12 protein-coding genes are annotated in these 12,543 nt (G+C 71.8%); 3 read left to right on the top strand and 9 right to left on the bottom strand.

Features of this window, described 5'->3' with window-relative positions:
• Window positions 1–340: 340 nt before the first annotated feature.
• Both H5J33_RS10145 and H5J33_RS10140 read right to left on the bottom strand, forming a co-directional pair.
• On the bottom strand, window positions 341–664 hold the full coding sequence (locus tag H5J33_RS10145; protein WP_181794559.1) for a hypothetical protein: 324 nt from the start codon (window positions 662–664) through the stop codon (window positions 341–343).
• A 4-nt stretch (window positions 665–668) separates the two neighbouring features.
• Window positions 669–869 carry a hypothetical protein gene (locus H5J33_RS10140; RefSeq protein ID WP_181794558.1) on the bottom strand — a complete coding sequence of 67 codons (201 nt, stop codon included), beginning with the start codon at window positions 867–869 and terminating at the stop codon, window positions 669–671.
• Between the two features lie 281 nt (window positions 870–1,150).
• Here H5J33_RS10140 and H5J33_RS10135 point away from each other — a divergent pair, with 281 nt between their 5' ends.
• The gene (locus tag H5J33_RS10135) at window positions 1,151–2,140 is read left to right on the top strand and encodes a LuxR family transcriptional regulator (protein ID WP_181794557.1); all 990 of its coding nucleotides are present in this window, start codon (window positions 1,151–1,153) and stop codon (window positions 2,138–2,140) included.
• A 19-nt stretch (window positions 2,141–2,159) separates the two neighbouring features.
• Here the strand turns inward: H5J33_RS10135 and H5J33_RS10130 are convergent, their stop codons facing one another.
• The 3 genes from H5J33_RS10130 to H5J33_RS10120 form a co-directional block, all read right to left on the bottom strand.
• On the bottom strand, window positions 2,160–3,116 hold the full coding sequence (locus H5J33_RS10130) for an arabinan endo-1,5-alpha-L-arabinosidase (protein WP_181794556.1): 957 nt from the start codon (window positions 3,114–3,116) through the stop codon (window positions 2,160–2,162).
• A gap of 181 nt (window positions 3,117–3,297) precedes the next feature.
• Window positions 3,298–3,525 (bottom strand): hypothetical protein, encoded by a 228-nt coding sequence (locus tag H5J33_RS10125; protein ID WP_181794555.1) that lies wholly within the window; start codon window positions 3,523–3,525, stop codon window positions 3,298–3,300.
• Between the two features lie 97 nt (window positions 3,526–3,622).
• Window positions 3,623–4,081 (bottom strand): Rrf2 family transcriptional regulator, encoded by a 459-nt coding sequence (locus tag H5J33_RS10120; RefSeq protein ID WP_181794554.1) that lies wholly within the window; start codon window positions 4,079–4,081, stop codon window positions 3,623–3,625.
• A gap of 75 nt (window positions 4,082–4,156) precedes the next feature.
• On the opposite strand from H5J33_RS10120, the gene H5J33_RS10115 reads away from it, so the two are divergent.
• On the top strand, window positions 4,157–7,108 hold the full coding sequence (locus H5J33_RS10115; protein ID WP_181794553.1) for a beta-galactosidase: 2,952 nt from the start codon (window positions 4,157–4,159) through the stop codon (window positions 7,106–7,108).
• Between the two features lie 21 nt (window positions 7,109–7,129).
• Here the strand turns inward: H5J33_RS10115 and H5J33_RS10110 are convergent, their stop codons facing one another.
• From H5J33_RS10110 to H5J33_RS10095, 4 genes are all read right to left on the bottom strand, one after another.
• Complete coding sequence (locus tag H5J33_RS10110; protein WP_181794552.1) at window positions 7,130–8,650, bottom strand: alpha-N-arabinofuranosidase; 1,521 nt, start codon at window positions 8,648–8,650, stop codon at window positions 7,130–7,132.
• A 61-nt stretch (window positions 8,651–8,711) separates the two neighbouring features.
• Complete coding sequence (locus H5J33_RS10105; protein ID WP_181794551.1) at window positions 8,712–9,551, bottom strand: carbohydrate ABC transporter permease; 840 nt, start codon at window positions 9,549–9,551, stop codon at window positions 8,712–8,714.
• On the bottom strand, window positions 9,548–10,495 hold the full coding sequence (locus H5J33_RS10100; protein ID WP_181794550.1) for a carbohydrate ABC transporter permease: 948 nt from the start codon (window positions 10,493–10,495) through the stop codon (window positions 9,548–9,550). Before H5J33_RS10100 ends, H5J33_RS10105 begins: the two co-directional genes overlap by 4 nt.
• Window positions 10,492–11,850, bottom strand: a complete 1,359-nt coding sequence (locus H5J33_RS10095) for an extracellular solute-binding protein (RefSeq protein WP_181794549.1) — start codon at window positions 11,848–11,850, stop codon at window positions 10,492–10,494. The genes H5J33_RS10100 and H5J33_RS10095 overlap by 4 nt, the downstream gene beginning before the upstream one ends.
• A gap of 209 nt (window positions 11,851–12,059) precedes the next feature.
• On the opposite strand from H5J33_RS10095, the gene H5J33_RS10090 reads away from it, so the two are divergent.
• On the top strand, window positions 12,060–12,543 hold a 484-nt coding region (locus H5J33_RS10090; protein ID WP_181794548.1), incomplete at its 3' end, for a toxin-antitoxin system, toxin component family protein.

Below are 12,543 nucleotides of genomic sequence, written 5' to 3'. Positions count from 1 at the left end.
GCCGTGGCCGGGGCGGGGGCCGCCGCGGGGGTGGCGGCCTCGGCACCGGTGGACAGGGCCACGGCCGCGCCGGCCGCCGTCACGGCGGACAGGGCGAGCGTCGTACGGACGATCAGTGCTTTCCTGCTGGGCACGGCGGGTCTCCGGGAAGTTCGGGAAGTCCGGCAAGGACGGAAAGGACGGGGAAGACAGGGGGGCGCCCATGGGCGTCGGGGAGGTACGCGGGCAGGGCGGAGTACGCGGCGCACGGCGGGGAGCGGACGACGGTGGTGTCCGGGAGGGACGCGCCGGCGGGCACCACGTGGGTGCGGGGCGCGGGAGGGTGTGAAGGGGGAGGTGGTCAGGCGCCGAAGTCGGCGCGCAGGTGCGCCGGCCGCGGCAGGAGCACCGTGTAACCGTGGGCGGCGACCGGTTCGCGTACCCGGGCGAGCAGGTGCCGTACGCCGGTCACGGCCTCGGCGTCGGACGCGGCGCGGACGAAGAACACCGCCTCCAGGCCGGCCCGGACCGGGCGGACCCTGACGTGTTCGAGTCCGGCGGCGGGCACCGCGTGCGCCCACAGCAGATCGTGCAGGAGCGGGCCGATGCCCATGGGCCGGGACGAGTCGTCGTCGTGTGCCCGCGAGTCGTCGTGTGGCCGGAGGGTGACGCTGACGATCCGCACGCGCTCAGTCCCAGCCGATGACGCCCGCGCCCGTCGCGAGCGTCGTGTGCGCCGGCTCGGTGTCCCAGCCGATGACCCCGGCCAGCGGCGTGCCGGCGGATCCGCTGTCCCAGCCGATGACGATCCCGGCGCCGGTGACGGCGGTGGCGGACAGGACGAGGGCGGCGGCGCCGGTGGCGATCAGACGGCGAGCGGTGCGGAACATGGCGGATCCCCCTGGACGGTGATGGCGGAGAACGGTTGCTGCGGCGAGCGGGATCCGGTCCGGCCGTGCGGCCCGTGTCCCTCTCGGTGATCACCATCCTGCGGGCCGTGCCACCTGCGCGGAAGCGGATTCGACCGGCACCAAGGTGGCTGGCACGAAGGTGCCAGGGGTGTGTGGACGTACCGCGCGGGTTGCGTGGCGAAAACGCGTCCGTAGGATGATCGAATCGCGCCACTGAGGCGTTCGTACTGGGGATTTGCGCACTTCCGGGGGGTTGTCGCGTGCTGGAGGCACTGGGGCTCGATCGGTCGTTGGAGTCCGTCTACCGGGCTCTGCTGATCCACGAGGACGACGGCGTGGCCGAGTTGGCCGCGCGGCTGGCGCTCACCGAGACCGAGGTGCGCGGGTGCCTGGACCGGCTCGTGGACCTGGAGCTGCTCCAGCCGTCCCGGGACACTCCCGGCATGCTGCGCGCGGTCAGCCCCGACGTGGGGCTGGAGATCATCGTGCGCCGGCAGGAGGCGGAGCTGGTGCGCCGCCAGGAGGAGCTGGCCCGCAGCCGGGAGGCCGTGGCCCGTACCGTGGCCGAGTTCGCCACGCTGCGGCCCAACACCCGGGAGGACGACGCCGAACGGCTCGTCGGCCTGGACGCCATCCAGCGGCGCCTGGAGTGCCTGGCGAAGGACCTGCGCGAGGAGTGCCGGGCCATCGAGCCGGGCGGCGCCCAGTCGCAGGCCAGCCTGGACGCCTCCCGGCCGCTGGACGAACAGGCGCTGGGCCGGGGCGTGCAGCTGCTGACCGTGTACCAGGACAGCGCCCGCAACGACCCGGCCACGTTCGCCTACGCCCGCTGGCTGAGCGAGCAGGGCGGGCAGGTGCGCACCAGTCCGGTGCTGCCGCCCCGCATGCTGATCTTCGACCGGCGCACCGCGGTCGTCCCGATCGACCCGGCCAACACCCGACTGGGCGCCCTGTGCACCAGCGCCCCCGGCATCGTGGCGTCGCTGCTCGCCCTGTTCGAGCAGACCTGGGAGTCGGCGGTGCCGCTCGGCGCGGACCGGCGAAGGCCGGCGGACGGGGAGGAGGTCACCCCGGCGGAGCGGGAGCTGCTCAAGCTGCTCGCCTCCGGGATGACGGACGAGGCCGCGGGCAAGCGGCTGGGGGTCTCCCTGCGGACGGTACGGCGCCAGATGGCCGCCCTGATGGAGCGCCTGCACGCCTCCAGCCGTTTCGAGGCGGGCCTGAAGGCGGCGCAGCGCGGCTGGCTGTGAGGTGCGGCGGCCGAGCGGTTCAGTAGGCCACCGGCCAGCCCGACGACCAGTCCAGCAGGTTGATGCCGAGCTTCGGGGTGCCGCCGTCGTTGCCGTCGTAGTAGTGGTAGACGATCAGGTCGCCGTCGCTGTCGTGCATGACGGACTGCCCGCCGGGCCCGATGACGTTGCCGTGGGACTCCAGGACCGGGGTGCCGCCGTTGTTCGTCATCGCCACGCCGTTCTTGTCGTAGTACGGCCCGGTGACCGAGGTCGCCCGGCCGACCTTCACCTTGTACGTCGAACCGGCGCCCTGGCAGCAGACGTCGTAGGAGGCGAAGAGGTAGTAGTAGCCGTTGCGCTTGACGATGTACGGCGCCTCGACGGCCTTGCTGCCGGTGGGCCGGGCGGCGAGGGAGTAGCGCCTGGTGTCGCCCGCGTACTGCTTCCCGGTCGCCGGGTCGATGCGGATCATCTTGATGCCGGTCCACCAGCTGCCGAAGGACAGCCACCACTTGCCGTCGCCGTCCACGAAGAGGTTGGGGTCGATGGCGTTGTAGTCGCTGCCGGAGGTGGAGGTGTAGACGACGCCGTAGTCGGTCCAGGAGCCGGGCAGCCCGGTCGTGGAGCCGGCCAGGCCGATCGCCGAGGTGTTCTCGCCGAACTTGGAGACGGCGTAGTACATCAGGTACTTCCCGCCGGCGTACGAGATGTCCGGCGCCCACGCCTCGGTGGCGTACGCCGACCACCACGACGGTTTGGTGGTGAAGGCGTCGGCGCCTGCGGTGAAGTTGATCCGGTCGGTGGAGGTCCGGTAGCCCAGCCCGCCGCCGGTGGCGTAGAGCAGGTAACGGCCGCCGGAGGTACGGATCATCGTCGGGTCGTGCACGACGGTGCTGCCGGTGACCGTGCCGGGGTTGGGGTACGCCGAGGCGGTGCCCGGCACGAGCGCGAGCAGCAGGGCGGCGGGGACGGCGAGGAGTGCGGTGCGCTTCATTGCGGCTCCCTCTTCCTGGGGCGGTCGTTCGTCATACCGAACAGCGATCGCCAGTTCGGACGGGACCGTAGAAGCGAATGGTCAACGAGTCAACGGTTCTGACAGGAACTCACCGGGGGCTGACGGCCGGCCGGTGCGGGGGAGGCACCCGCCTCCTCCCGCACCGGCCGTAGGTACTCGTTCAGCGGCCCTGGATGCCCGTCGGGAGCAGGGTGTTCAGGGAGGTGACCGGGTTGCCCGTCTCCAGTGAGCCGAGGAGGCCCGACAGGAGGGCGACGCCGGGGGCGCCGGCGGCGGGAACGGGAGCGTGGACGGGAGCGTGGACGGGGGCGGCGGCCCCGGCGGCGGGGGCGGCGGCGGCCAGCAGCGCGGTGGCCAGGGCGGAGGCACAGGTGAGCTTCTTGATCATGTCCGCCCTAACGAACGGCACGGGCGGCGGGAAACGCGCCCGTCCCCCGGTCGGCCGAGTCCCGGTCGGCCGGGTTCCGCCCAGGCGGAGCCGCCCCTCACGGGTTCTCCCACGCCGCCGGTTCCGCCGCCAGCGCCCGGACGGGCTCGGGCAGGGCGTCCGCCGCGAGGTCGGCCACGGTGACGCCCTCCAGGATGCGGCGGACGTTGGCGCGCAGGGCGATCCACAGCGGCAGCAGCGGCCGGGCCGTGCCCGTGTAGGCGAGGCCCGTCGGGCGTTCGCCGCGTACCGACACGATCGGGCCGTCCACCGCCCGGATGACGTCGGCCACGGTGACCGAGGGCGCCGCCCGCGCCAGCCGGTAACCGCCGCCCCCGCCACGCCGGCTGTCCACGATCCCGGCCCGCCTGAGATCGCCGAGGATGCCCTCCAGGAACTTGTGCGGGATGTCCTGCACGGCGGCGATTTCCTCTGCTTTCACCGGGCCGTTACCCTGCCGTACGGCCAGCTCCAGTACCGCCCGTACCGCGTAATCCGCCCGCGCCGAGATCCTCATGGATCCATTGTGGGGCGTGCCGCCGTGGAGAATGGCCGGACCCGCGCCCCCTAGGACCGCCCGGGAGGACCCACCTTGGCGCTCAGCAGACGTTCCTTCAGTGCCCTGGCCGGCTCCGCCGCGCTCGGGCTGGCCCTGGGCGGCAGCGGCGGCCCCGGGGCGCCCTCCGCGTACGCGGGCGGCAGCGCGCCGACCGGTCCGGCGCCGGCCCCGCCGCGGGCCGACGGCGCGCGGCACACCATCGGCTACGACCGCTACTCGCTGCTCGTGGACGGTCGGCGGCTGGTGGTGTGGTCCGGCGAACTGCACCCCTTCCGGCTGCCGAGCCCCTCGCTGTGGCGGGACGTCCTGCAGAAGATGCGGGCGCACGGCTACAACGCCGTCAGCGTCTACGTCGCCTGGAACTACCACTCCCCCGCACCCGGCCGCTACGACTTCTCCGGCGTCCGGGACCTGGACCTGTTCCTGCGCATGGCGGCGGAGACGGGGCTGTACGTCATCCTGCGGCCGGGCCCGTACATCAACGCCGAGGTCGACGGCGGCGGCTTGCCGGGCTGGCTGACCGCGACCAAGGGCACGGCCCGCACGGACGACCCCACGTATCTCGCGCACGTGGACGAGTGGCTGACCCAGGTGAACCGGATCGCCCGCCGGCACCTGTTCACCCGGGGCACCGGCACGATCCTGCTGTACCAGATCGAGAACGAGTACGACGCCCACCCCGCCGACGCGACCGGCCGGGCGTACATGTCGCACCTGTACAAGAAGGTGCGGGCCGACGGGATCGACGTCCCGCTGTTCCACAACGACAAGGGCAGGAACGGCTACTGGACCCCCGGCTCCTTCGACACCGGCGGGGAGAAGGGCGGCTGGCTGTACGGCTTCGACGGTTATCCCTCGCCGTTCAAGACCCCGCCGGACTGGGGGCACTTCGGGCCCGGCGGCCCCAAGGGCGGCGCCACCGCATCGCCGGGCACCCCCGGGTTCGTGCCCGAGTTCGGCGGCGGCTGGTTCGATCCGTGGGGCGGGGCCGAGTTCGACGGCAAGGGGTACGCCGAGTCGCGGCGCACCCGGGACGCGGCGTACGAACGCCGCTTCTACCTGACCAACCTGGCCAACGGCCTCACCCTGCACAACGTGTACATGACGTTCGGCGGGACCTCGTGGGGCTGGCTGCCCGCACCGGTGGTCTACACGTCGTACGACTACGGCGCCGCCATCGACGAGGCCCGCAACGTCACCGGCAAGATCGCACCGATGCACCAGCTCGGCCATCTGCTGCAACGCGTGCCGGACTTCGCCAAGCTGGACCGGGCGCCCGACGTCACGGCCGAGGGACTGAAGGTCTACCACCTCGCCAACCAGGACACCGGCACGCAGGTGTACATCGCCCGCAACGACGGAACGGAGGCGGTCACCACCGACCTGCCGACCGAGGCCGGGAAGCTGCGCGTCACCGTGCCCGGCAAGGACGCCAGGCTGCTGACCACCGGGCTCCCGCTGGGCCGGCGCAGGCTGAAGTACTCCACGGCCTCGCCCATGCTGTGCCTGACGACGGGCCGGCAGGACATCGCCGTGTTCACCGGGCCCCGCGGCGAGATGGCGGAACTGGTGCTCGAGTCCCGGGCCGAGCCGTCCGTGCAGCGGCTGGACCCGGAGGGCGGCTGGGCCTACGACCGGGGCGAGCTGCACGTCAACGCGCCCCTGGGCGAGGCCGGGCTGACCCGGATGCTGGTGCAGAAGGGCGACAGCGACACCCCGCTGCTGCTGCTCTTCGCCGACGACGCCACCGCCGTCCGCCTGTTCCCGTACGACACCCCGTCCGGGACCCTCCTGGTGTACGGCCCGGCACTGCTGCGCCACGCCGAGCTGCGCGGCTCCGAGGTGCACCTCACCGGTGACCTGAAGGAGTCCGCGGGCCTGGAGGTGTGGGGGCCGCGCGGGATCGACACCCTGTTCTGGAACGGGCGCCGGGTGACCACCCGGGTCACCCTCTCGGGCTCCCTGATGACCAGGGGCCCGCTGCCGGGGGTGCCCGAGGTCCGGCTGCCCCGGCTGGGCGGCTGGCGGACGCGGCGGGAGAACCCGGAGGCGGGCCCGGGCTTCGACGACTCGTCGTGGAAGAAGGCCGACAAGACCTCGTCGTTCTCCACCACGGCCGTCCCCGAGGGTCAGCCGGTGCTGTTCGCCGACGACTACGGCTTCCACTACGGCGACGTCTGGTACCGGGGCACCTTCACCGACAGCACGGGCATCGAGGAGATCGCGCTCGCCTACAGCACCGGCACCCAGGGTTCGCTGATGGCGTGGCTGGACGGCGAGCCGCTGGGCACGCACCGGATGCCCGTGCCGGACAAGGGCACGGTGCGCCAGGGCAGCTGGGCGGAGACCGCCGTCCTCCCGGTGCGCGAGCGGCTGCGCTCCCCCGGCCGGCACGTGCTGTCGGTGCTGGTCCGGCGCATGCAGCACGACCAGGACGGCAAGGCGCTCGACACGCACAAGGCGGCCCGCGGGCTGACCGCGGTCACCTTCAAGGGCGCGGCGCCGAAGGTGCGCTGGCGGATCCAGGGCGAGGGGCCCGCCGACCCGGTGCGCGGGCCGCTGAACAACGGCGGCCTGTACGGCGAGCGGCACGGCTGGCACCTGCCCGGCTTCCGGGACCGGGACTGGGAGGAGACGCAGTTCCCGCGCGCGGAGCGGTACCAGGGCGTCACCTGGTACCGGACCACGTTCCGGCTGTCGGTGCCGGCCGGCGTCGACGCGTCGATCGGCCTGACCCTGGACGACGACCCGTACCGCGCCTACCGCGCCCAGCTCTTCCTCAACGGATGGAACCTGGGCCAGTACATCAACAACGTCGGTCCCCAGCACACGTTCGTGCTGCCGAACGGCATCCTGCGCACCCGGGGCACCAACACGCTGGCGCTGGCGGTCCTGTCGGAGTTCACCACGCTGTCGGGCCCCGGGTCGGTACGGCTGACGCTGCTCGGCGCGGCGAGCGGCGGAGTCCCCGTCACACCGGTCTGATCACGCCGGTCCGGTCGCCGGTCACGCCAGCCTGATCACGTTCCAGGACAGCGGCTCGAGTACGGCGGTGAGGGTGCCGTCCGCCAGGGCGGTGCCCTCGACCGGGTGCGGGGTGACGCGTTCGGGGTCGGTCAGGGTGTTGCGGGCGTCGGGGTCGGCGTCCGCGAGGGCGGTGTGCCCGGTGACGGTGGTCAGCTCCAGGCCGCGCAGGGCGACTTCGAGGGGCAGCGGCTCGGTGCGGCTCCGGTTGACCGCGAACACGGTGACGGTGCCGTCGTCCGCGCGCACGGCGGTGGCGTGCAGCAGGTCCGTCTCGCCGTACTTCTTCGTCTCGTACGTCGGCGAGTCCACGCGGACGTCGAGCACCCGGCCGCGGCCGTACCTGGAGGCCTGCGCGAACGGGAAGAACGTCGTCTGCCGCCAGGCCGGGCCGCCCGGCTCGGTCATGATGGGGGCGATGACGTTGACGAGCTGGGCGAGGCAGGCGACGGTGACCCGGTCGGCGTGCCGGAGCAGGGCGATCAGCAGCGAGCCGAAGACGACGGCGTCGGTGACGCTGTAGTTGTCCTCCAGCAGGCGGGGCGCCTCGGGCCAGTCGGACAGGTCGCGCGTCTCGGAGAACTCCACCCACTTGGTGAGGTACCAGACGTTCCACTCGTCGAAGGAGAGGTTGATCCTCTTCTTCGACTTCAGCAGCGCGCCCACGTGGTCGGCCGTCGCGACCACGTTCTCGATGAAGGACTCCATGTCGACGGCCGAGGCGAGGAAGGAGTCCACGTCGCCGTCGACAGGCTCGTAGTAGGCGTGCACCGAGATGTAGTCGACCAGGTCGTACGTCTCCTTCAGGACGGTGGCCTCCCACTCGGCGAAGGTGGGCATGGCCTGGGTGGAGGAGCCGCAGGCGACCAGTTCCACCCGGGGGTCCTGCTGGCGCATGGCGCGGGCGGTCTCGGCGGCGAGCCTGCCGTACTCCTCGGCCGTCTTGTGGCCGGTCTGCCAGGTGCCGTCCATCTCGTTGCCGAGGCACCACAGCCGGATGCCGAAGGGGTCCTTGTCGCCGTGGGCGGCGCGCAGGTCGGACAGGGCGGTGCCGGAGGGGTGGTTGGCGTACTCCTGGAGCTCCAGCGCCTCGGCGACGCCCCGGGTGCCGAGGTTCACCGCCATCATGGGTTCCGCCTGGGGACCGACCTTCTTCAGGAACGCGATGTACTCGGACAGCCCGAAGCGGTTGGTCTCGGTGGAGTGCCAGGCCAGGTCGAGCCGGCGGGGACGCTCCTCGACCGGGCCGACGGAGTCCTCCCACTTGTAGCCGGAGACGAAGTTGCCGCCGGGGTAGCGGATGGCGGTGACGCCGAGTTCGCGGACCAGTTCCAGCACGTCGGTACGGATGCCCTCGGCGTCGGCCGCGGGGTGGTCCGGTTCGTAGATGCCGGTGTACACACAGCGGCCGAGGTGTTCCACGAAGGAACCGAAGAGACGGGGGTCGACCTCGCCGACGGTGAAGGCGGGGTCGAGGGTGAAGCGGGCGGTGTTCTTGCTCATGGGTTCCTTCCGGGTCACTGGAGAACGGGCCGGCCGGGGTCTCGGCGCGGGGCTCCTCGCGTCACTGGCCGGCCAGGCCGGTGTGGGCGACGCCCCGCACGATCTGGCTCTGGAAGAAGACGAAGACGATGATCAGCGGGAGTCCGGCGATCAGGCCGCCGGCCATCAGCTGGGGCCAGACGATGCCGAAGGCGTTCTGCACGGTGGCGATGCCGTTGGGCATGGTCATCAGGTCGGGGTTGTTGGTCACCATGTACGGCCACAGGAAGTTGTTCCAGGACGCGATGAAGGTGAAGATCCCGACCGCGGACAGCGAGGGCTTCGACAGGGGCAGCACGATGGTGAAGAAGATCCGCCAGCGGCCGGCGCCGTCGATGAACGCGGCCTCCTCCAGTTCCCGGGGCAGGCCCTGGAAGAACTTGTAGAGGATGTAGACCATGGCGGCCGGGGCACACTGGGGCAGGATCATGCCCCAGTAGGTGTCGACCATGCCGAGCGACTGGACCGTGGTGAACAGCGGGACGCCGAGGATCGCCGGGGAGAACATCAGGCCGGCCATGATCAGGCCCAGCACCGCGCCCTTGCCGCGGAACTCGGTGCGTGCGAGTCCGTATCCGGCGAGGGAGGACACCAGCAGCACGATCACCGTGACGCACACGGAGACGACGACGGAGTTCACGAACCAGTTGGGGATGTCGCCCGCCCGCAGGACCTCCTTCCAGGAGTCCAGGGTGACGTGCTCGGGGATCCAGTGCGGCGAGGTGACGGACTCGGTCGGGGACTTCAGGGAGGTGGACAGGGCCCAGGCCAGCGGGGCGAGCCAGACCAGGGAGAGGGCCGCCGCGACGGCCGTGAGCGCGATCTGGGCGGGGGGCCAGCGGCGGGCGGAGCGGGTGGTCATCGGGTGGCCTCCTCGCGGCTCTTCAGCAGCCACATCCGGGCGAGCGCCACGGCCGCGACGATGACGAACAGGATGAAGGAGATCGCGGAGGCGTAGCCCACGCGGTAGGTGGTGAAGCCCTGTTCGAGGGTGTACTGGACGAAGGTGCGCGTCGATTCCTCCGGTCCGGGGCCGAACTGGTACATGACCACGGCCTGGTCGAAGACCTGGAGGGAGGCGAGGACCTGGAGGGCGACGACCAGGCCGGTGATGGAGCGCAGGTTGGGCACGGTGATGTACAGCATCCGCTGGAGGGCGCCCGCGCCGTCGAGTTCGGCGGCCTCGTACAGGTGCTGCGGGATGTTCTGCAGGGCGGCCAGGTAGAGCAGGAAGGAGAAGCCGACCGTCCACCACAGGGTGGCGACCACGACGGCGAGCATGGCCGTGGACTTCTGGGTGAGCCAGGGGGTGTCCAGGCCGAGGACGTGGTTGACCATGCCGTTGGTGGGCTGGAACAGCCACCACCACAGGTTGCCCACGACGGCCGAGGGCAGCAGGAAGGGTGCGAAGAAGCACAGCCGCCACAGCCACTTGAAGTGCGTGGTGTGGTGGGCGATCAGGGCCATCAGCAGGGCCACGAGGACGATCAGCGGGACGACGTACAGCGTGAACTGCGTGCTGTGCCACAGGGAGTCCCACACGAGCGGGTCCCGCAGCGCCTCGCGGTAGTTGGCGAGGCCGACGAAGCCGGTGTGGTCGCCGGAGATGTTGGCGTCCGTGAAGCTGAGGTAGAGGCCGCGGACGACGGGCAGGATGACGAACAGCCCGTACAGGACGAGGAACGGGGCGACGAACCAGCCGCCGTGCTGGAGGCGGCGGGACCAGCGCACCCGGGCCGAGTCGGTGCCGGCGGTGGCGCGGGGGCGGGCCGGGCGGCCGGCCGTCGTCAGGGTCGTGCTGCTCACGCGGGGGCTCCCTTCAGCTCCTGGGCGGCGGTGCGCCCGGTCATCGGGTTCTTCGCCGCGAGCAGTCGCTCCAGCAGGGACTTCATGCGGTGGGCCGCCTTGTCGGGGGCGGTGGAGCCGAGGTTGGAGGAGGCGATGACCGGGCCGAGGCGCTGGGCGAGGATGCCGGTGGAGCCGGCGAACCAGATGTGCGGCTCGTTGGCCTGGTGGTCCATGGCGGGCCGGGAGTACTCGTTCTGCGGGGCCAGCTCGCGGTAGCCCGGGTCCTCGAAGGTGGGCAGGTGGGCGGGGATGTGGCCGCCGAGGGCCCAGGTGGTGGCGTGGGTGACCATGTAGGCGGCGAGCCGGTAGGCGCCCTCGTCGGCGGGGCCGCCGCGGCCGGCCTGGTGGGGCAGGACGAAGGAGTGGGACTCGGCGTGGGTGGCCGGGGTGCCGAAGACCGGGGGGAGCGGCTGGGCGCCGAAGTCGACCTTCTCGCCTTTGAAGTAGGGCACCGACCAGTTGCCCTCCCAGGTGAAGGGGGAGCCGGCGAGGAACGCCTCGGCGTCGGTCTCGCCCGGGGTGACGTAGCCGTCGGTGACGTGCTTGCGGAAGAACTCGAGGACCTCGGTGGCCTTGTCGGTGTCGAAGGTGAGGTCGGACCGGGCGGCGTCGAAGTAGGTTCCGCCGAGCTGGTGGTAGAAGGCGACGAAGAACCACCAGCAGAAGTTCTGGTCGTTGGCGTGCAGGCCGAGGGTCTGCCGTCCCTTCCCCAGCTGCTTCCTGGCCTCCTTCAGGACGGCGAACCAGTCGTCGGTGGAGGTGGCGGCGGGCAGCCGGCCGGCGGAGTCCAGCAGTCCGGCCTTGCGGCACACGTCCTTGCGGTAGAAGCAGAGCTGGACGTGGATGTCGAGGGGCAGGGCGTACAGCTCGCCGTCGACGACGCCGCGCTTCCACAGCACCGGGTTGAAGTCGGCCTCGCGCACGCCGTACTCGGCCAGCAGAGCGGTGTCCCAGGGGTCGAGGAGGCGGCCGGGGGCGAAGCCGGGGACGCGGCCCTGGTGCATGACGGCGAGGTCGGGGGCGCGGTTGCCGGCGGCGGCCATGGCGAGCTTGGTGTAGTAGGGGCCGCCCCAGGTGAGGGTGGAGTCCTTCACCGCGGTGCCGGGGTGCGTCCTGCGGAACGCGTCGACCATGGCGACCTGGTTGGCGCCGTCGCCGCCCTGGAAGAGGTTCCAGTAGCGCACCCGGGTGCGGGCGCCGGCGGCCAGCGCGTCGGCACCGCTGCCGAGGGCGGCGAAACCGAGGCCGGCGGCCGTCACCAACCCGCCCGCGGCGCCGAGGAAGTGCCTGCGGTTCAGGCCAGGTTGTCCCATACCTTGCCCCTACGTTCGATATGCCGAATGATGCCCGTAACTTCGAACGGGACCGTAGATTCCCGGCGCGTGCGCGTCAATGGGTTGGACAAAGCTCATGGGTCGTTTCGCGTTGAACAATGGCCGGGGGAACGCATGACGCGGGCACACCCGTGCGCGTACGCTCGGACCAGCCATGACCGGGCCGGACAGGGTGTGAAGGGGGGCCGATGGGCATCGCGGGCACGCGACGGCGAATGACCGGGCTCGCCTCCCGGCTGCTGCGCCCGCGCACCGGTCCGGCGATGCGCGCCCTGGCCGCCGACCTGGCCGCCGCCGTCCGCGCGCGCCCCCGAACGCCGCGCGACGTACGGCAGTTGTGCCACGCTCTGTGCGAGGAGATGACCGCGCTGCGCGCCGGACGGCCGGTCAAGCTGCGGTTCGAGCGGTTCCCGGACGAGATCGAAGTGACGGGACTGTGGGTCGAGTTCGCCGACTTCGACCTGATCATCGTGGAGGAGCGGGCGGAGGACGTGCAGCAACTGGTCATCCTGGGACACGAACTGTGGCATCTGCACTCCGGCCACCGCCACCACCACCTGGCCGGGGCCGCCGCGGCCCGCGCCCTCGCCGACACCCCCGGCTGGCGGGAGGCGGCCCTGACGGTGGCCGCCCGCAACGGCTCCCGGGAGGCCGACGAGGCCGAGGCGGACC

This window comes from Streptomyces sp. WELS2 (assembly GCF_013870595.1).
GTDB lineage: Bacteria > Actinomycetota > Actinomycetes > Streptomycetales > Streptomycetaceae > Streptomyces.
The sequence above is the reverse complement of the archived record's forward strand: the minus strand, read 5'-3'. Positions and strand labels throughout refer to the sequence as shown.